This is a genomic window from Frateuria sp. GZRR35 (assembly GCF_051900415.1).
Taxonomy (GTDB): domain Bacteria; phylum Pseudomonadota; class Gammaproteobacteria; order Xanthomonadales; family Rhodanobacteraceae; genus Frateuria_A.
Genome location: NZ_JBHZGL010000002.1, coordinates 80,200 through 97,472, shown reverse-complemented (window position 1 = coordinate 97,472; position 17,273 = coordinate 80,200). Strand labels below are relative to the sequence as shown.

The following is a 17,273-nucleotide window of genomic DNA, read 5'->3' as shown; positions in this document are numbered from 1 at the left end:
GGACAATTTCTGACGACGGGGAGGGCGATGGGCTGAGAGCCGCTGCGGCTTCCCCCGATGGTGGCGCTCAGGGGATGTGGAGATGCTGGTCGCATGGCGAGACTTCCCCGCTTCGACCTCCCTGGGATTCCGCAGCATGTCGTGCAGCGGGGCAACAATCGATTGCCATGTTTTCTGGATGACGCGGATCGGCAGCGCTACCTGCAGTGCCTGCACCAGGCGCTGGTGCGTTTTCGCTGCAGGCTGCATGCGTACGTGCTGATGAGCAACCATGTGCATCTGTTGCTCACGCCCACGGAGAAGGGCGCGGTGTCCCGGTTGATGCACACCTTCTCACGGAACTACGTGGGGCTATTCAACGGGCGCCACGGGCGTACCGGGACGCTGTGGGAGGGGCGCTACAAGGCGTGCCTGGTCGATTCGGGGCGCTACTTCCTGGCGTGTAGCCGCTACATCGAACTCAACCCGGTACGTGCGTGGATGGTAAGCCACCCGTCGGAGTATCCATGGTCCAGCTATGCCGCCAACGTCGGCGAGCGGATCGATCCCCTGCTAATGCAGCATCCGGAGTATCTGGCCCTGGGATCGGATTTGCCGGGGCGTGCGTCCGCGTATCGGGAGCTGTTTAGGGAAACCTTGCCCGAGGAACTTGTCAGCGAGATCCGCAGCTACCTCGCGCAACAAAAGGCTTTGGGAACGGATCGCTTCCGTGCCTGGGTGGAGTCCCGCACGGGCCGCTTCGCCGGACTGAGGCCCGTGGGACGTCAACCCGTCCGCTGAATTGTCCCCGGCACCTTTCGCCCCTCATGGCCTCGTCATCAACACTAGCTGGCGTTCGGTAGCCGAATGTCTGATGCAGCCGTTTACGGCTATAGAAGCCCTCGAAACCTCAGGGTCAGAGTGAGCTGACCCCGTTCGCCAGACCCCCGTTCGCCAAGGACCCCGTTCGCCAAGTGGTCGCGGTTTGGTGCCTTTGGCTGGCGCGGACACGGTATGCTTCGGTGCCACCGCAGGCAGCCCGGCAATCCAACGCTGCCCTTTGCGATCACTTGCGCCAATCGAATCAGGGAATGAGATATGGCAAAGCAATCATCAGGGAAAAGCGTCGATCCGTTCAGGAAATTCGGTACGCACTCGGTCGACATGCGGATCGCCCTGAATCAGATCAACCCTGCTTTGGCCTACAAAGTGGGAAACATGGAGTGGCTGAACGAAATAAAGCAGGGCATTCGCTACGAGAACGGAGAAACCATTTCAGAGCTGTCGGAGAAGATGTTTCTCGTGGCGGCAATGGCAGAGCTCGCCACGACTTCCGCGCCTTCCGCGCTGCTCGCGGCCAATATGGCTGCCGCCGGTGATCCGAAACCGGTGGGTGAAACTGAGGCCCACCATATCGTTGCATTCAAGGCTCAGGCCGCCCACGCCTCGAGAAGGTTGCTCTTCCGATGGCGCATCGCGATCAATGATAAGGACAATGGAGTCCATCTTCCGGCGTACAAGCGTTCGGTAGTGGCCTCGCTTTCCAATGCGATCAAGCATCGGCCGATTCATACCGATGTTTACCACATGGCTGTCTTTCGAAGGCTTGATACCTATGCGAAGACCAATGGCGCCGACACGGCAGTCGGTCGAGACGCGTTGAAATCGATCAGGCGGAAAATATTGAACGGCACCTTTCCATATTTGCGGGAGCATCAACGATGAGCGTCTGGGAAATCACGAATTTCCTAACGAACACCGCTGCATGGGTCGGTCCGTCGCCCGAGGTGCAGTTTGATCCGGATTTGTCCGAATCGTTCTGGCAGCAATTCGACAACAAGACGCCGGGGCAACCGCTTTACTGGAAAGATCGTCCCAGGCTTGCGGTGTTGCCGAAAGAGGGGCGCAGAAAACTTCCTCCCCGCGCGGACGTCAGTCCGTTTACCGCAAGCGGCCTGGTTGTCAACGACAAAATACGTACCTGCCTTGGCGACCTCCTGGCGCAATTCGGGCAGCTTTTGGAGATCGATGTCGATGGTAAAACCGAGTACTACTACAACGTCACGAATGTAGTGTCGTGCCTCGATCGCGAGCAATCGCAGTTCGATGGGCCGTACGTTGAGGAGCCGGTCTTTATTGAGCGACTAGTTCCGTCAGCGCCCTCCATTTTCGTCGAGCCCGCCATTCACGGGCGTATCTTCGTGAACGACGCCGCGAAAATCGCTATGGAAGAACGCATCGCGGCAAACAAGATCAGCGGTATGGACTTCAGGCGCTGGAATTAGGGATGGTCTGATCAATCGCGAAGCGCAAACGGGGTCAGGTTCGCCATCATCGCCCGCACGGGGTTGAGTTCGATGTAGCGGTAGCACGCCAGCACGTAGCTTGCGGTATCGACCAGGGCGGCCTTGAAGCGACCTTCCCACAGGGTGCCGGTGCGTCGGTAACGCGCATTGAAACTGCCGCGTAGCGCCGTCCCACCGCCTGCATCATGCGCGATATCGCACCAGGCTCGGCCGGCGTCGCGAGAAGATGGACATGGTTGGTCATTAGCACGTACGCATGGATGGCACAGGCGTGTTTGGTCGCCGCCCACGCAGCTCCTGCAGGTACGGCCATAGTCGACCGGCGCGCCAAAGCAGGCGTTGCGGTCGTTCCCTCGCTGTACCACGTGTTGCGGGATCTCTGGCAGATCCAATCTTGGTCGCCGTTCCACGACCATTTCCTCATCTAAAGGTCGTGAGAATGGGCACAGGCACTGCGTTCGTCTGTCGGGTCAGACGGATGCGGACGCACAGCTATCGCGCGCCCGTGTGTGGGCGAAAATGAATCTGACCGTTTTTGCTCAGTCCGGCTTCCTGCACGGTGTAGCCCTGTCGCCGGAACGCCTCACCCGCCAGCAGTTCGAACTGGCGCCAACTTGGCGCGCTTAAGCTGTCCAGGCCTGTCTGCGTTTCGAGCAAGTGTCGGCGGCCTTTTGCCCCGAGGTAGGAAGCCAGGCCAAGTGGTCCTCAGGCGGCTAAATGGGGAGCCTCGCTCGTGGCTCTTGCCGCCGTCCCCAAGTACGTGGCCAAAGTACCCTCGGTTGAAGAATCCTGACATTCAAACCGACAACTAGGTCAGGGGGGGGGGCGGCTCAGCCTCATCCGTTCGCCCTCGGAAAGTGCGCGCTGACCGGCCCCGGAACGCGGCTTTTGGTGCTTTACCGCTGCTCCACCCATAGACTTGCAGGCTTGCCCCAACCGCCTGGCGATCGATGATCAACAACGACATCCTGCGCAGCATCCGCTACATGCTCGACCTCAGCGACAACAAGGTGGTCGACATCATCGGACTGCCCGATCCGTCCTTCGCCGTCGAAAAGGACGACGTGCGCGCCTTCCTGCTGAAGGAAGACGAGCCCGGGTCTCGGCCGTGCAACGACAAGGTGCTCGCCCACTTCCTTGACGGGCTGATCCTTTACCTTCGCGGCAGGGACGAGAGCGTGCCGCCGCGGCCGGTGGAGAAGCGCGTCAGCAACAACGTGGTGCTGAAGAAGCTGCGGGTGGCCTTCGAGCTCAAGGACGTGGACATGCACGAGGTGTTCGCCGAGGCGGGGTTGCCCGTGTCCAAACCGGAACTGTCGGCGTTGTTTCGGCAACCGGGGCACAAGAACTACCGCTCATGCGGCGACCAGCTGCTGCGCAATTTCCTCAAGGGCCTGACGCTGCGTGTGCGCGGCTCTTAAGCCGCCCGTGCTTCAGAAGCGTTCGCCCGCGGGCAGGTAGCGCCACGCGCCCACGGGCATCTTGGCCAGCGGCACCTTGCCGATGCGGATGCGCCGGATCGCCACCACGCCCAGGCCAACCTGCGAGCACATGTCGCGCAGTTGCCCTTCCTGCACGCCCTTGAGCGCGAAGCGCAGGCGGATCTCGTTCTGCCAGCTGACCTTGCACGGTCGCAGCGGCCGGCCGCGAAATTGGAGGCCGTGGTTGAGCTTGAACAAACCATAGGGCGCGATCTGGCCGCTGACCTCGACCACGAACTCCTGTTCGATCTCGTCGCGGTCTTCGGTCAGCTGGCGCCTCACGCGGCCATCCTGGGTCAGGACAATCAAGCCGCTCGCCTCGGTGTCCAGCGGCATCAGCGGCACCAGTCGATGGAAGTGGCGATCGAGCAGCCGCACGCCTGAAGGATCGTCGGGCCAGTGTGTTCCCGGCTGCACCAGGCTCGCCGCAGGCCTGTGGCCCTTGATCGCGTCATAGCTGACCGGCTTGTGCAACAGGATCGTGGCCGGTTCGACGGCCTCCAGTTGCGCGGCGGGATCGAGTGCAACGACCTGCGTTGACACAGGATATGCGGGATCTTCCACCACGCGCCCGTCGACCGACACATAGCCGCCTTTGATGTACTGCTCGGCCTCGCTGCGTGAGCAGCGCGCCAGGTCGGCCAGGTATGTGGCCAGTCGAACCGGATCGGGCATGAATCAGCGCCGGGGCATCAGGGCGCCCAGTCTAGCAATCGAATGGAGCAGCGCTGATGCAGGCGCTGGACGAACGTGCGTAGAAAAAAAGGACGTGGCTAAATTAAGACTCGTCCTATGCGTGGGGGCCCGACGCGCGGCCGGCAAACTAGCGGGGCCAGAGCCCGTTCTGCCTGACAAGCAGCGGCTCTGACCGCTTAAGCCCCCCCTACAGCGGCAACACGCCCTCGGCCCAGGTCGCTTCCACGCTGCCATCGGGCGCAGCTCGGGCGCCGCGCTGGGCCTGCCAGGATCGGCCGGCCGCCCACGGATCAAGCGAAAAGTGCACTCTGACTTGGGTTTGCATACAAAGCGCCAGTGCGGCGATCCACCACCAGACACCTGCAAAACCGTATGTCGAATCGAACGCGCGTCCTCCGTCGGTTGAATGCAGTGCTCTTGAAAGCCACGCCGAGGAGGAGGCGCAGGAATGAAAAAGATCAAGGTACACGGCCAGCCACCGACACGCGTCATCCGCGTGCTTTTGGCTGCAAAGGGATGGCCCAGCATTCGGGCCCCTTCGTCTTGCTAAACACCCATGCCGCCAACCCAGGCTCGACCCGCCAGGTATCGCTCAGCATGTCGTGCAGTGAGGCAACAGGCGGACCGCTGCGCTACCGCGTCCGCCATGAAGTGCCGCTGTGGCAGGTCGGCGAGCGACCGCGGATGCGGCAGATGGTGGTGGAGGGCGATCCGGGCCCCGCGGTGTGAGACCAAGCTAGAGCCAGGCGCCCCGGGGGGGCAGAGATGGCGGTCGGAGGACCTCGCCCGTCGAGCCAAGGTCCTCCGCATTCAAATGGGGTGCTGGAAGTGACCAGGTCGCTTCAAGGGGTTATCGAGGGCCGGGCGTGGAGGTATCCATCTGGTCCAGGTTGAGCTGGGTGCGCTCGTAGTCGATCAGCAGCAGGTTGGCCTGGCGGTAATCCTTGGACGCAAGCGCCGATTGCATCATCGCCGCCACATCCTCTGCGCTTTTTCCCTTCAGCGGTTCGTTCCGGACCATCCGACGATCGCTCCCGCGAAAGGCCGCGGCAATGACTTTGGCCTGCTCGGCCGGGACACCCAGGCGCTGCCATTCTTCGGCAAGTTTTTCTCTCAATTCCGGCAGCGTAGTTATCCCGTCGTTCCACAGCTCCGTGGTGCGGTTATTCCACTTGCCGGTCGTGTCCCGGTAGCGCAAGGTCGTGAGGTCATTGCGCTTCAGTCCGTGGCGGAGAGCTGTGTCCGGTTCCTTGTGGCTGCTTTGTTGTGGATACGGCGAACCTGTGGGCGACGGGCCCGGCTCGCCCAGCCCTTCGGACTGGAATCCAACCGTGGCCAGGCACAAGGCAACAACACAAATGTGCTTCTTCGCGAGCATGTCCGGTCCTCCATGAGATCTGCGCCGTGGGCGCGGGACGGCGGGTGTGACGGACTCGCCTGGAGGCAGGCTACTTCGCCTGGGTGCTTGGCGCCACCGGGAGCTTCCGAGGCCTCGTCGGTGTTGCGCGTCCATTCGGCGTTTCTCGCAGCGAGAAGGGCTCGTACCTAAGCCGTAAGGTGCAAGAAGGAAAACTTTGAACGCGGGGGCGCGACGCGCCGTGGCACGGCATGCTTCCGTCGAGCGTTGCGGGCCATCGCCACGACCATTGCGGGGCTTATGGGCCGTGCAAACCCGAGCTCGAGTGCAATTTCCCGACAACGTAGGGATGTCCCCGCCGACAGCTAGGCGCAAAAAGATGGCCCAGCATTCGCGCTTTGGCGCCCGCCGCGAAGTGCTGCTCTGGCAAGCCGGCGAGCGGCCGCGGATGCGGCAGACGGTGGTGGGGAGGCGATCTGGGTCTGGCAGTGTGAAACCGAAAACGGGCGGAGCAGATCGGCAGCTGCAAGGTCAGGTCATAGGGGAAGGGGGATCAGCCACGCTCCCTTTTCCCGCTACTTGCGCACCCGGCCGTCGCCCAGGTCGACGTGATACGTGTGTCCCTTCCCGTTCTCGACCAGCAACTCATTGAGGGCCGCGTCCAGCCGCATACTTTTGAAGAAGGTCCACTGCACGTCGGCTTCGATGTGGGGCTCGATATGTGACTGGTACACGCAACTGATCCACAGGCGCTCTCCGGAGCCGACCCTCGTGGCCACGACATAGCCCCCGGGCGGCAGCCCAGCGGCGGCCGGGCTTTCCAATTGCTCGTAGCGCACCCCCGCGTGGGTGACAGGCGACACCCATGCCGGGCGGCCGCGGCTGGCTGAGAAGGCGGGCGGCGCGTCGGGAGGGCAGTCCATGTACTCGTCCTTGGAGGTTTTAGGGTTCGATTGCGGCACTTTAGCGCGAGGAAAGCCGGTCAGCCGCGTGAGCGGGAAAGCTCCCAGAAGGACACGGTATGCTTCGATGCCACGGCAGGCCTCCCAGCAATCCAACGCTACCTTTTGCAATCACCTGTGCCAATCGAATCAAGAATGAAGCGTGGCAAGGCAATCATCAGGGAAAGCGTCGACCCGCTTTGCTCTTGGCTTATTGGCGCCTGTCACGGTTTTACGAAGCGCAGTGTCATCCGGTCCGATTCGCCAATGGCCTGCATTTTCTTGTGCTCGCCATCGGGGCCGGCGAGGTTGGGTGGGAGGCGGTGGACGTTGACGTCTTCCGGGTCAGCCGGGTTGGCATTGATTTCGGAGACGCCATCGAGGCGGAAGCCGGTCTTCAAGGCCAGTCCGATGAGGTAGTCCTCGGGAATGCGATGCAGGGTGCGGGAACTTTGCTGTGCGTTGGCAAAAGGCTTGGCACGGTGCTCGACCACCCCGAACACGCCGCCGGGCTTGAGCACGGCGAACGCGGCCTTGAGCACCGCGGCAAGCGTATCCGGCCCCTGGTTGAGCCAGTCGTGCGTGTTGCGAAAGGTCAAAACCATGTCGGCAGTCCCGTCGGGGCCAAGCCGCACCTGCTCCGGTGGCGCGAAGTCGATGAGGGGGCCGACCTTTCCGTACACCGCCGGCGCCGCTTTGAGCTTGGCGGCAAACGCACTGGCGCCCGGCGCGGTTGCCTCGACCAGATGGCCGTGGGCGGCCAGGTAGGGCGCGAGGATCTCCGTATACCAGCCGCCGCCTGGCGCCAGCTCCACCACCGTCATGTCTGGCTTTAGACCGAAAAATTCCAGCGTTTGCACGGGATGGCGGTAGGCGTCACGCGCCTTGTTGGCGCCCGAACGCCAGCTACCCGCGGCCGCCTGCGGCAGGGAGATGGCGGCGGGCGTGGCGGGTTCGGCGGCAACGGCAAGGGGATGCAGGCCGACCAGCAGCGCGCTGATCAACCACGGGAACAGCTGGCAGGTACGGCGGATCATGGCGTGGACCTCCGGGGGGGGGGCATCCAAGCCTACTCCCCGGCCATCCCCGACGTCCGTAGCCGCGTCGGCTGGGCGTGGGTCCGTTGGTCGCGTCCCGTCCCATTGTTCGCTTTAGTGCACGCCCGCCCTGCCGATAACCGCGGGTACCCGCGTGAAAACGCCCGTCTGCCAAGGCGGCCTCCTCTACACTCGCCAGCGGACTTCTCGGACCTTCCGGATGCAAGCGCCCGACATTGACGATCGCTATGCACGGATGGCCGTGCTGTTCATGCTGTCGTTGGCGCTGCTGGGCGGGATCTGCGCCACCGCGATCCATTGGATGGCCCCGGTCCATCAGACGATGGACCTGATCGTGCCGCCCACGATCAGCGCGCTGTACGCCGGCCTGGTTATTGCCCTGACACGGCGTCCCCAATGGATCGTCAGCATCGCCCGGATCGCGCTGGTGGCCGGAGGGCTGGCGCTTGCGGCGCCGGCCTGGCTCTACACGCTGCAGGCCACCTTGACGCCCGGTACGCTGCTGGTCGACACCCTGCCGCCGGTGTCGTCGCTGTTCGTGGTTTTCCTGGTCATGCTGATGATCTTCGTCCCCGGCCGGCTTGCGTTTGTCCTGGCCGCGCTCGGCTGGACGACGATCGCGTTGCCGGTGCTGGTCTATCTGCTGTTCCATCGCGAGGAACTGTGGTCCGCGCGCGGCACGGATCTTTTGATGGCGTATGGACCGGTCAGCATCATGGCCGTCGTGTTGCTGCCGGTGCAGCGTGGACTGGCCGGCAAGATCCGGCGCTTGTCGACGGAGCGGCAGCGGATGGAAATGCTGCTTCATCGGGATCCGCTGACGGGCGCCCAGAGCCGGCTGCTCGGCGAACGGAGGCTGCGCGAAGCGTTGGACCGGGACGCGCCTGCCGGCGTGATCATGCTGGACCTGGACCGGTTCAAGGCGATCAACGACACCTATGGCCATCCTGTGGGCGATCGGGTGCTGCAGGCGGTGGCGAGTGGTTGCAAAGACCTGTTGCGCGGAGACGAATGCATCTCACGCTGGGGAGGCGAGGAGTTCCTGGCGCTCGTGCCCGACATCGACGCGTCCGGCCTATCGCAGGTGGCCGAACGCCTGCGTTCGGTCATCGCCGGCTTGCCGGTGGCGCCCGTGCAGGGGGTGACGGCCTCGTTCGGGGTAACCATGATCCAGCCTGATGACACGCTCGACACCGTGCTGCAGCGTGCGGACCGCGCGCTCTATCGCGCCAAGGAGCAGGGCGGCAATCGGGTGGAGGCGTCGTCCGGCGAATAAGCCGAATACCGGTCGAAACACCGAACTCAACCTGGCGCATAAAACCTGGTCAGATGCACCTTGGCGGGTGCCAGGGCAGCTCGGGTAGCACGTGCCACCGACGCCCCCGCTTTCAGTCGTGGGCCGGTATAGAGTCCGGGTGCCGAGCGCGTGCCAACGCTTCTGCCCGCTGGCAAACGTATGGCTGCACGCAAGGAACTCTCGCATGAGCGTTTCGTCAACGAAGGCGCGAAGAAAGCCCTGGATAAAAGCATCGCTGAAAACAACATCACCGGGATGAGCTTTCGTCGGGCGGACGTCGCCGGGGCCCTTTGAACAGGGAACGGGGCAGCGAGCCGAGGACCACTTACGGATGCACCGAGCTCAACCCGACGCACGTGCCATCGCGGTACGCCCGGTGATCTCACCGTCTCATCCGGCGGGAGGTGCGCCTGCGCAGCCTACCCGGACGGATGACGGTTCAAAGCACGCCGTCCTGGGCCTGGCAACTGCGCCTGGCGGACGGCAGATTCAGCGATGACTTTCCGGGGCGAACTGTTTTGACCGGCCACTGTGCTTCGGCAGCAGCCGCGAGATGGTGCGCGCTTTGCGTTGGCAATAGAAGCGCGAGCGCACGCGGCGCGCAACGAGGCGATACCGGACGTGTCGTCAATGCACGAAGCGCCTCCGAACGAGCCGTGTACGCTCGAAGCGTGGTTCGCTGACAGGTGCGCGCCCCTGCTTTGCGGCGATTCCTTTGCTGCGTGCTGCGGCCGTGGCCGCCGGTGCCGCCAGCGCTCGATCACCTTTCCTGAGCGGTCACGGTGTCAACCTGATTGCCCGCTCGGGAGCCGCCCATGTCCTCGGCACTCCGCCGCTTCATCACCGATCGCCAGGGCCGCGTCGTGGTGGCGCAACCTCCCAACGGGCCGATGCTCGCCTGGAGCGCGCTGGCGGTCGCGGCGCGCTTGTCCACCGGTTCCGGGCATTTCGTCCTGCCGCTCCTGCGTGACGCGACACTGGCCTGGTGGGCGGGGTTGGAACTTGTCGAAGGGGACAGCCCGTTCCGGCGTACGCTTGGCGGCGCGACCCTGCTTGGGTTGGCGGCGATGCGGCTGCACCGCCTGCCATTGGGCCAGGCCCGGGCAGGCCGCAGATCGGCGATTTCTTCTCGGGGCTGACGTTTCCACTGGCAAGGTTCGCCGCGTCAAGCCAGGCTACGGGCATGGGGCGGCGGATCGCCGAGCCAGGCGGGACCTGGCGGCCTCGCCCGCAACCGTGTTCCGCTCAGAGCCGGACCTGGCCGACGTTGTCCTGGTAGTCCTTCTTCGGATCGACGCCAAGCATCGCCTTGACCCCGGCGACCAGGCTGGAGCCTTCAAGCCAGATCTCGGCATCGGCCGGATCGAAGCGCAGCAGCACTAGTGTGGGATCGTCCTTGCCGCCTTCGTACCAAGCGGCGATGAAGGGGTTCCACAGGCGATCGATGACGGCCCGGTCGTAAGTGCGCGAGAGCCTGCCGTGGACAGTCGCGAAGACGTCATGTCCCTTGGAGGAAAGCGTCAGCAACGCCGGTGCCGGCGCGGACACGACCGCGCCCAGTTCGGTGGATGTGCCGGTGAAGAACCAGACCGGACCGCCTTCGTCGCCCTCGATCATTGCCGTCATCGGACGCGGGTGGCTGTGGGCATCGGCCAGCCCGAGCATCACGGTGCGATCGTCCTTGACGGCGTTCCAGAACTTTTGTTTCAGCTCGCCTGCATCGGCCATGGCGGATTCTCCGCGGAAGGGGCGTTTTTCTATAGCCTGCGGGGAATGAGCGGTGCGTGTAGCGCGTGGCGGGTCCTTCCGTGCCACGCTTCCGGGTTCCGGCCGAGGCGTGGCCAGGCCCGCAGAGGCGATCCATGCAGTTGCACGCTCCCCACCCGCATCGGCCGCGCATCGTGCTGGCGACGTTCGGCACTTACGGCGATCTCCATCCGTTTCTCGCGTTGGCGCTGGCCTTGCGCGAGCGTGGCGCGGCCCCGGTGCTGGCCGCCGGCGAGGTGTTTCGCGCGAAGGTCGAGGCCGAGGGTATCGGGTTCCATCCGATGCGACCGGACATCGAGGCCGTGGCCAACCGGTTGGCATTGACGCCTCGACAACTGGCCCGCGCGGTGGCCTCGCGCCCGCAGTTTCTGCTGCAGCGCATCCTCCTGCCGGCGTTGCGGGACGCCTACGACGACGCCATGGTGGCCATGCGCGGCGCCGACCTGGTGGTCACCCATTCGGTTGCCTATGGCGCACAGCTGGCCGCCGAAAAGCTTGGCCTGCCGCGGGTAGGCATCGTGCTGCAGCCGATGCTCTTTGCTTCGGCATCCGACCCGCCGGTGATCGCCGAGATGCCGCGCTTCTCGCGCTGGATCTATCGCCAGGGGCCTGTATGGACGCGCGCGTTCCTGGCACTGGGTCGCCGCATCGCGCGGCGATGGGCGCGGCCGATCGATGCCTTCCGTCGTGAGGTCGGCCTGCCGCCGGCGACGGCGCACCCCCTGTTCGAGGGCCAGTTCACCGGCATCGGCGCGTTCGGCCTGTACTCGCCGCTGCTGGAACCGCCGCGGCCGGAGCACCCGCCACATACCACGATCGCCGGCTTTGCCTTCTACGACAGCGAGCATGGCGGCGCGTCCAGGTTGTCGCCCGCCCTGCAGGCGTTCCTGGACGGCGGCGCACCGCCGGTGGTCTTCACGCAGGGGACCTCGGCGGTGCACGATGCGGATGACTTCGTGCGCGAGAGCCTCGCCGCGATCGACCGGCTTGGCGTGCGTGCCGTGCTGGTACTCGACGAGGAACAGGCCCGGCGCTGGTCGTCGCATGCCACAGCGACGATCCCGTGACTGGCTACGCCCCGTACTCGACGCTGTTCCCGCAGGCGGCCATCAACGTCCACCACGGCGGCATCGGCACCACCGCCCAGGCGCTGCGCGCCGGTCGCCCGCAACTGGTCACGCCTTATCTGGTCGACCAGCCGGACAACGCGGCGCGGGTGGTGCGGCTCGGCGTCGGTCGGGCGGTGTCACGACGCGCCTGGCGCAGCGCGAATGTTGCCGCTGCCCTGCGGGCCCTGATGGACCAGCCAGGCTACCGGCAGGCGGCAGCGCGCGTCGGCAGCCAGGTGGCGCAGGAGGAGGGCGCCCGCGTCGCCGCCGAGGCGATCCTGTCCCTGCTCGGGCGGGCCGCCAGGTGACTATGGGGCGCGGTCGATTGACGCCCGGCCCCAGGCCGGCAAGCGTGATCCGTGCCGAAGACGCCAGCGGCGGCCGACCTGGCGCGAATGGATCCCGACCACTTTCAATGATGGAGACTTTGCCTATGCCAGACATCAGCGCGCGGTCGCTGGTCCTGATCATCCAGGCGGTCGACCGCGAGATCACCCGCCTGATGAGCTTGCCGGACGATGCGATCACGCCGGCCGAAGAGCTCCGGCTGGTCGATTACGAGTCGCTCGCCCACGAACTCGAAGAGGCTTACGCGAGCGTGACACAAGGCCAGACGAACCTTCCCGCCTACGAGCGCCTGGTGACGCATCGCGGCCCCGATGATGATTGACCCACTGCCGGCCGAGCACAGCCCGCGCGCAAGCCGTCGCGCGGAATAGCCCGTAACGATTCAGTTCTTCGCGCTTCACGCGTCCCGGAGCATACGAGCGGCGAACCTCGCTCGCTTCAAAGGGCCGGCCGTGACAAGCAACGTGCTGCAGATCGACCTGGACAATAGCGGCCGGCATTGCTGCGGAAGGCGGTGATGGAGGGCGATCCGGGCTTGGCCGTATGAAGCGTGAACGGGCGCTTCCCACATGTGACCGAAAAACGAACCGTCCCCTTGTCGACCGCCTTTTACGCCCCCGGCCGCCGGATGCGGGGCTGGCCGGAGATCGGGTCGATGTCGGACTTGGGCTCAGGAGCTGGCGCCGGACATCCGCAGACGCGTCCGGTCGCGGGGTCCACCGCGAACCGTTCGCCGCGCTCGTTCTCGATCAGGAGCTTGCCGCGTTCGACGCGCAGTGAGCGGAACCATACGTCCTGCACATCGCCCTCCCGCTCGGGGCGGCGTGCATTTTCGTAGACCTTCAGCCGCCACATCTGGCGATTGGACGCGTCGTAGGCTGCAAGGATGCCTCCGACCTGGCCGTCCGTTTCGAGGTCGCCAGGAACCTGGGCATAGCGCATGCCCGCGATCCAGACCGGTGGAACACGCGGGGGTGGCGCGCGACTGGCGTCGCGTTGGACGGTGGTGGTCATGGTGTGCTCCTTGTCGCTGGCGCCGCAGCGCGCAGCCGGATCAAAACGATAAGCGTTGCCGCATTTTTTGCGAAGCGGCCCATATCAGGCCAGGAATCGATCCGCTGCGGGCCTTTATGGGAGAGCCGCCCTCCAGCGCTCATCCGGGGTTGGTTGTTTTCGGCTTTGGCCGCACAAGTTCACACCCATCGCCAAGTTCGGCGCGGTCGTAGTCGACCCACCCATGCCTCGCCTGCCATACCGGATGGACGATCCGCGGCCGGTAGTGCCAGGTCGTGCTGAAAAGGCTTCGCGAGCTGTCCTGCCCGGCAAACTCGACACCCGCCATGTCCGCCAGCGTGGCGAAGGTGTCGGCGCTGCTGGCGCGATCGCCAGCGTTCGCGCGTAGTGCAGCCAGCTTTTCGGGGAACGCCTGCGCGTAGGCATCGGAGTACCAGAACAGCGCCGGTACCGGGAACTCGTAGCGGTAGCCGTGCCCATGTTCGGTCATGCGGCAGGTGGCCGTCGGCAGGGTTTCGCCGTGGTCGGACTGGTACCACAGGGCTGCGATCGCGCCGGTCTGTCTGAGCTCGGCGATCGTGCGGGCCAGCACGTGGTCGGTATAGACGATGGTGTTGTCGTAGCTGTTGGTGACGCGGCGGTAGCGGGTCGCGGATGGACCGCCGTCGCGCAAGGTGGGCGTGAAGGTCTTGAAGGCTGGCGGGTAGCGCAGGTCGTAGCTGCCGTGGCTTCCGATCATGTGCAGCACGACGAACAGGTCGCCGCGCGACTGGCGCACCACCTGGGCGAGCCCTTCGGGCAGGCTGCCGTCATACCGTTGCAGGTTCAGCCACTGCAGGTGCTGCGCCTCATCCGCATAGGCGGTAATGGGCGAGTTCCACGCGCCGGTCGGGCTCTGGTTGGACAGCCACCAGGTATCGAAGCCCGCCTCGCGCATCAGGGTCACGACCGATCGCTCGGTAAACGGATGGAACAGCCCCAACGTCGCCGGCTTGCGGGTCAGCATGGCCGGTACGGCGCCAATCGTCGTCGGCCACGGCGAAATCATGTCGGTGATCGGAACGAGGTCATCGGTGTGCGACAGTTCCGGGTTGGTCGACCGGCCGTAGCCGAACAATTGCCAGTGGTTGCGGCGGCTGCTTTCGCCGATCACCAGAACGTAGATCTGCCGTTGGCCTGTCCGGGCGGCGTGGACGGCGTGGAAGCGGAAGCCCTGCGTCCTGCGCATCGCCGCCTGCAGGCGGGCTTGATCCTTCCACCACAGAGCGAGCGTGAGCGGAATACCAAAGGGATAGCTGTCCCGCACCGCCCGGATCATGTGCGAGCCAAGCCCTTCGCCAGCCGCAATGCCGACGCCCGCGGGGCGCTGGGCCACGGCCTGCGTGCAGAGGAAAGCGAACACCGGTACCGCGGCCAGGGCAACCACCATGCCATGCACGCGCCGCGAGGCGATCAACTGCAGCCTGGCGCGGGCGCAGAGCCGGGCGGCGATGACCGCGAGCGCCCCCGCGGCCAGGGACAAGGCCACCAGCATCCACAAGCCCGGTCCCAGAAAGTCGGTAGCTTCGGCCAAGTTGGTCGCGAGCAACGTGCCGAGCACTGCTTCGGTGATGGGCGTCCGATAGTCGAGGATGTAGAAGGTCGCCGTCGGCGCCAGCACGGCGAGCGGCACCATCAGCAGACACGCCAGCCGGGGCCAGCGCCCCAGCACCGCAAAGTACGCCAGCAGCAGCATCGCCGGCAGGACGAGCTGGGCGGCAACCCAGGACAACTTGCTGGCGTGCGGGCTGGCCACCACGAACGCCACGTCGGGAACCATCAGTATCGTGGCGAGCAGGACGATCGAACCGAGCGCGATGCGTCGCGGCGTTATCCCGAGCCGGTCATCCGTCCCGCGCATCATCATCTCCGCCGTAGGGAAGCGTGCGGACCAGAAGGCGAGCGATCGAGGCGGCGACAGGCGTTACCGGAAAGCCGGTGCGGTGTGCATGCCTGAGGGAGGCGCCGGTTGGTCGCAGCCCAAGACTGGCCGTAGGCTGCAGGGAAGAGCCTGGCTGGCGTGCCGACGGTGGAGGGCAGGGCCGGGCTCCTATGGCAGCGAAGCTTGGCGCAGGGCCCGGCCATGCAAAGTGAAAAGCGGGGCGAGGGTGTGTAAACGGGCAAGCGAGCACGGGCGCAAGCTCAACGCTTGGATCGTATCGAGCACGGCTGCCGACCTGAGCGACAGGTCTCCGGCCGCCGTCGCCAAAGACGCGTCCGCCCGTCAGGACGCGACCCTGTTTGTGCATTTGTTCATGAGAGCTGTCGAACAAATCGCTCCAGCCAGAGAAAGGCGATCAGCGGTGCAGCCGGCGCATCGGCACGAGTCGTTGCCACTTCATCCAGAAGCGCGAGAGCGGCACGCCGGTCAACCAGGCCAAGGTCGGCCAGCGCACATTCCGACAATTGAGCGACCAGACTCTGGTGCTGCTGGGAGATCAGTCTGGGAAGCACGCCGGCGAAGGTTTCCTTTATATAGTCCTTTCGGAAGACCTCACCGCCCAGACGGCCGTGCAGGTACTGCCTCGACATTTCGCGTCCGTGTCGCTTGTCCGGCGGCAAGCCATGGCAAAACTCGACCAGGCGAGGATGGCTCAAGGGGTTGACGGGCCACAGGCCATGCCGCAGAAGGTGGGGCGCCTGGCAAAGGCTCGCGACCAGGGCAGATACGGGCACAGGGCTTGTCGGTGCGTCCATCCCGCGCACGGTCCGCGCGGCCTCCAGGGCAGGCGGCGTGAGGATGGCTTCTGCACGGTGTCTTGCGTTGGCGACAAGACTGGATGGGCTTCTGGCGTCGCCACCTTCATCGCGATAGCGCGGATACAGTTCATCCCCTCCGACGCCGGTGAATAGCGTCTTCCTGCCTTGTGCGTGCGCTCGCGACCACAGGAAATCGAACGCCTCGAGATAGAGCTCCGCATTGGGATATTCGGCACGCGCTCTCGATCGCAAATCGAGTGACGGTGGATATGCGTCGATATCTACGGTCTCGTCTTCCAGCCCTAGCAGACGGCCTATTTTGTCCCGACGGTCGCGCTGGGCCTGGCGCTGATCGCCGTCAACAAGAATGCCCTTGCTGGCGACGGGCCCGTAGAGCTGGGTGGCGGCTGCGGCGACGGTGGCCGAATCCAGGCCGCCGCTCAGTTCGATTGCAATCATGTCGCCGGACAGCGGGCGAGCATCGATCGTACGGCACAGAATTTCTTCGAATTCCTCCAGCGTGCCGCTTGCACCACCGGGTGATACAAGCCTGCTTTCCGCTGGGTTGGGGTACTGGTAGCGTGCTTGCCCAGGCTCTACGTAGAGCGTGGCGCGCTCGGTCAGCACCGTGATGCCCGCGCACAAATGTTGTGCCGAATAGGTCGAGCCGAGGCCCAGATAGCGAGCGGCCAACTCCAGATCCGGCATCAGTGGCCGCGCGAGAAAATCTGCAAAGTCCCAGGAAACGCTCAGACGATCACTTGTGGTACGGCAATAGACCGGCGCGCACCCCAGGGCCCCGGCTCTCAACTTCAGGCGGCAGCCGGCTTGCGCGACTTCGATCATGACGTAGTCCAGTGGCCACATCAGACATTCGCGGTGGAGCTCGGCGAAGCGGTGGAAATCAACGCGCTGGCTGCCGCTTCCGCGTGGAGCGCTCTTTTGTTTCAGGCGCTCGCGGACCACCACGAACCATTGCCCGTCAGTCACTACCAGCAGCGTTTCAAGCAGAGCGTGCCGATAGGGTTCGATCCGGCTCGCCCCGAAAACGATGGCGGCGTCCGGGCATGACGTCGGGGTGTGCGCCAGGTCGGACAGCGCAATCTCAGCCTTGAGCATCGAAGAGTCCTTAAATGATGACGCCGCCATGCGGCGGCGTCATTGGGTCTGTCAGGCGTAAG

The 17,273-nt window shown here is 64.8% G+C and carries 19 protein-coding genes and 1 pseudogene; 10 read left to right on the top strand and 10 right to left on the bottom strand.

What is annotated here, in order from left to right; translation table 11 throughout:
- Positions 1-93 precede the first annotated feature (93 nt).
- The 3 genes from ACFWZ3_RS02980 (at position 94) to ACFWZ3_RS02970 (ending at position 2,264) form a co-directional block, all read left to right on the top strand.
- Positions 94-780, top strand: coding sequence for a transposase (locus ACFWZ3_RS02980; RefSeq protein ID WP_439706309.1), 687 nt, complete (start codon positions 94-96; stop codon positions 778-780).
- Between the two features lie 297 nt (positions 781-1,077).
- Positions 1,078-1,704: an AHH domain-containing protein gene (locus ACFWZ3_RS02975; RefSeq protein WP_439706308.1), complete on the top strand. Its 627-nt coding sequence runs from the start codon at positions 1,078-1,080 to the stop codon at positions 1,702-1,704.
- Positions 1,701-2,264, top strand: coding sequence for an imm11 family protein (locus ACFWZ3_RS02970; RefSeq protein ID WP_439706307.1), 564 nt, complete (start codon positions 1,701-1,703; stop codon positions 2,262-2,264). Before ACFWZ3_RS02975 ends, ACFWZ3_RS02970 begins: the two co-directional genes overlap by 4 nt.
- An 11-nt stretch (positions 2,265-2,275) precedes the next feature.
- On the opposite strand, the gene ACFWZ3_RS02965 is transcribed toward ACFWZ3_RS02970, so the two are convergent.
- Positions 2,276-2,695 (bottom strand): transposase, encoded by a 420-nt coding sequence (locus ACFWZ3_RS02965; RefSeq protein ID WP_439706306.1) that lies wholly within the window; start codon positions 2,693-2,695, stop codon positions 2,276-2,278.
- An 82-nt stretch (positions 2,696-2,777) separates the two neighbouring features.
- Positions 2,778-2,978, bottom strand: a pseudogene (locus tag ACFWZ3_RS02960) (restriction endonuclease); the annotation flags it as partial.
- Between the two features lie 257 nt (positions 2,979-3,235).
- Here ACFWZ3_RS02960 and ACFWZ3_RS02955 point away from each other — a divergent pair.
- Positions 3,236-3,706 carry a DUF1456 family protein gene (locus tag ACFWZ3_RS02955; protein ID WP_439706305.1) on the top strand — a complete coding sequence of 157 codons (471 nt, stop codon included), beginning with the start codon at positions 3,236-3,238 and terminating at the stop codon, positions 3,704-3,706.
- 12 nt (positions 3,707-3,718) lie between these two features.
- On the opposite strand, the gene ACFWZ3_RS02950 is transcribed toward ACFWZ3_RS02955, so the two are convergent.
- The 4 genes from ACFWZ3_RS02950 to ACFWZ3_RS02935 form a co-directional block, all read right to left on the bottom strand.
- Positions 3,719-4,441 carry an rRNA pseudouridine synthase gene (locus ACFWZ3_RS02950; protein WP_439706304.1) on the bottom strand — a complete coding sequence of 241 codons (723 nt, stop codon included), beginning with the start codon at positions 4,439-4,441 and terminating at the stop codon, positions 3,719-3,721.
- A gap of 871 nt (positions 4,442-5,312) precedes the next feature.
- Entirely contained in the window at positions 5,313-5,840 is a 528-nt protein-coding gene (locus tag ACFWZ3_RS02945; protein ID WP_439706303.1) for a hypothetical protein, read from the bottom strand.
- 554 nt (positions 5,841-6,394) lie between these two features.
- Positions 6,395-6,742 (bottom strand): hypothetical protein, encoded by a 348-nt coding sequence (locus ACFWZ3_RS02940; RefSeq protein WP_439706302.1) that lies wholly within the window; start codon positions 6,740-6,742, stop codon positions 6,395-6,397.
- Positions 6,743-6,984: 242 nt separating this feature from the next.
- Positions 6,985-7,764, bottom strand: coding sequence for a class I SAM-dependent methyltransferase (locus tag ACFWZ3_RS02935; RefSeq protein ID WP_439706301.1), 780 nt, complete (start codon positions 7,762-7,764; stop codon positions 6,985-6,987).
- 253 nt (positions 7,765-8,017) lie between these two features.
- Here ACFWZ3_RS02935 and ACFWZ3_RS02930 point away from each other — a divergent pair, with 253 nt between their 5' ends.
- From ACFWZ3_RS02930 to ACFWZ3_RS02920, 3 genes are all read left to right on the top strand, one after another.
- The gene (locus ACFWZ3_RS02930) at positions 8,018-9,094 is read left to right on the top strand and encodes a GGDEF domain-containing protein (protein WP_439706300.1); all 1,077 of its coding nucleotides are present in this window, start codon (positions 8,018-8,020) and stop codon (positions 9,092-9,094) included.
- A gap of 150 nt (positions 9,095-9,244) precedes the next feature.
- Positions 9,245-9,409, top strand: a complete 165-nt coding sequence (locus tag ACFWZ3_RS02925) for a hypothetical protein (RefSeq protein WP_439706299.1) — start codon at positions 9,245-9,247, stop codon at positions 9,407-9,409.
- Positions 9,410-9,930: 521 nt separating this feature from the next.
- Positions 9,931-10,254: a hypothetical protein gene (locus ACFWZ3_RS02920; protein ID WP_439706298.1), complete on the top strand. Its 324-nt coding sequence runs from the start codon at positions 9,931-9,933 to the stop codon at positions 10,252-10,254.
- Positions 10,255-10,360: 106 nt separating this feature from the next.
- Here ACFWZ3_RS02920 and ACFWZ3_RS02915 read toward each other — a convergent pair whose 3' ends face one another.
- The gene (locus ACFWZ3_RS02915) at positions 10,361-10,843 is read right to left on the bottom strand and encodes a pyridoxamine 5'-phosphate oxidase family protein (RefSeq protein WP_439706297.1); all 483 of its coding nucleotides are present in this window, start codon (positions 10,841-10,843) and stop codon (positions 10,361-10,363) included.
- Between the two features lie 134 nt (positions 10,844-10,977).
- Here ACFWZ3_RS02915 and ACFWZ3_RS02910 point away from each other — a divergent pair, with 134 nt between their 5' ends.
- The 3 genes from ACFWZ3_RS02910 (at position 10,978) to ACFWZ3_RS02900 (ending at position 12,661) form a co-directional block, all read left to right on the top strand.
- Positions 10,978-11,949, top strand: a complete 972-nt coding sequence (locus ACFWZ3_RS02910) for a glycosyltransferase (protein ID WP_439706296.1) — start codon at positions 10,978-10,980, stop codon at positions 11,947-11,949.
- Positions 11,946-12,299: a glycosyltransferase gene (locus ACFWZ3_RS02905; RefSeq protein WP_439706295.1), complete on the top strand. Its 354-nt coding sequence runs from the start codon at positions 11,946-11,948 to the stop codon at positions 12,297-12,299. Before ACFWZ3_RS02910 ends, ACFWZ3_RS02905 begins: the two co-directional genes overlap by 4 nt.
- A gap of 125 nt (positions 12,300-12,424) precedes the next feature.
- Positions 12,425-12,661: a hypothetical protein gene (locus ACFWZ3_RS02900; RefSeq protein WP_439706294.1), complete on the top strand. Its 237-nt coding sequence runs from the start codon at positions 12,425-12,427 to the stop codon at positions 12,659-12,661.
- A 287-nt stretch (positions 12,662-12,948) separates the two neighbouring features.
- Here ACFWZ3_RS02900 and ACFWZ3_RS02895 read toward each other — a convergent pair whose 3' ends face one another.
- From ACFWZ3_RS02895 to ACFWZ3_RS02885, 3 genes are all read right to left on the bottom strand, one after another.
- On the bottom strand, positions 12,949-13,353 hold the full coding sequence (locus ACFWZ3_RS02895; protein ID WP_439706293.1) for a hypothetical protein: 405 nt from the start codon (positions 13,351-13,353) through the stop codon (positions 12,949-12,951).
- A gap of 139 nt (positions 13,354-13,492) precedes the next feature.
- Complete coding sequence (locus tag ACFWZ3_RS02890; protein ID WP_439706292.1) at positions 13,493-15,253, bottom strand: phosphoethanolamine transferase; 1,761 nt, start codon at positions 15,251-15,253, stop codon at positions 13,493-13,495.
- A 392-nt stretch (positions 15,254-15,645) separates the two neighbouring features.
- The gene (locus tag ACFWZ3_RS02885; protein ID WP_439706291.1) at positions 15,646-17,211 is read right to left on the bottom strand and encodes an asparagine synthase-related protein; all 1,566 of its coding nucleotides are present in this window, start codon (positions 17,209-17,211) and stop codon (positions 15,646-15,648) included.
- Between the last annotated feature and the right edge of the window lie 62 nt (positions 17,212-17,273).

Excerpts from the sequence above, each read along its gene's own strand:
- ACFWZ3_RS02980 (WP_439706309.1), top strand. The coding sequence starts at position 94 with ATGGCGAGACTTCCCCGCTTCGACCTCCCTGGGATTCCGCAGCATGTC.
- ACFWZ3_RS02975 (WP_439706308.1), top strand. The coding sequence starts at position 1,078 with ATGGCAAAGCAATCATCAGGGAAAAGCGTCGATCCGTTCAGGAAATTC.
- ACFWZ3_RS02970 (WP_439706307.1), top strand. The coding sequence starts at position 1,701 with ATGAGCGTCTGGGAAATCACGAATTTCCTAACGAACACCGCTGCATGG.
- ACFWZ3_RS02955 (WP_439706305.1), top strand. The coding sequence starts at position 3,236 with ATGATCAACAACGACATCCTGCGCAGCATCCGCTACATGCTCGACCTC.
- ACFWZ3_RS02950 (WP_439706304.1), bottom strand. The coding sequence starts at position 4,441 with ATGCCCGATCCGGTTCGACTGGCCACATACCTGGCCGACCTGGCGCGC.
- ACFWZ3_RS02945 (WP_439706303.1), bottom strand. The coding sequence starts at position 5,840 with ATGCTCGCGAAGAAGCACATTTGTGTTGTTGCCTTGTGCCTGGCCACG.
- ACFWZ3_RS02940 (WP_439706302.1), bottom strand. The coding sequence starts at position 6,742 with ATGGACTGCCCTCCCGACGCGCCGCCCGCCTTCTCAGCCAGCCGCGGC.
- ACFWZ3_RS02930 (WP_439706300.1), top strand. The coding sequence starts at position 8,018 with ATGCAAGCGCCCGACATTGACGATCGCTATGCACGGATGGCCGTGCTG.
- ACFWZ3_RS02920 (WP_439706298.1), top strand. The coding sequence starts at position 9,931 with ATGTCCTCGGCACTCCGCCGCTTCATCACCGATCGCCAGGGCCGCGTC.
- ACFWZ3_RS02915 (WP_439706297.1), bottom strand. The coding sequence starts at position 10,843 with ATGGCCGATGCAGGCGAGCTGAAACAAAAGTTCTGGAACGCCGTCAAG.
- ACFWZ3_RS02910 (WP_439706296.1), top strand. The coding sequence starts at position 10,978 with ATGCAGTTGCACGCTCCCCACCCGCATCGGCCGCGCATCGTGCTGGCG.
- ACFWZ3_RS02900 (WP_439706294.1), top strand. The coding sequence starts at position 12,425 with ATGCCAGACATCAGCGCGCGGTCGCTGGTCCTGATCATCCAGGCGGTC.
- ACFWZ3_RS02895 (WP_439706293.1), bottom strand. The coding sequence starts at position 13,353 with ATGACCACCACCGTCCAACGCGACGCCAGTCGCGCGCCACCCCCGCGT.
- ACFWZ3_RS02890 (WP_439706292.1), bottom strand. The coding sequence starts at position 15,253 with ATGCGCGGGACGGATGACCGGCTCGGGATAACGCCGCGACGCATCGCG.
- ACFWZ3_RS02885 (WP_439706291.1), bottom strand. The coding sequence starts at position 17,211 with ATGCTCAAGGCTGAGATTGCGCTGTCCGACCTGGCGCACACCCCGACG.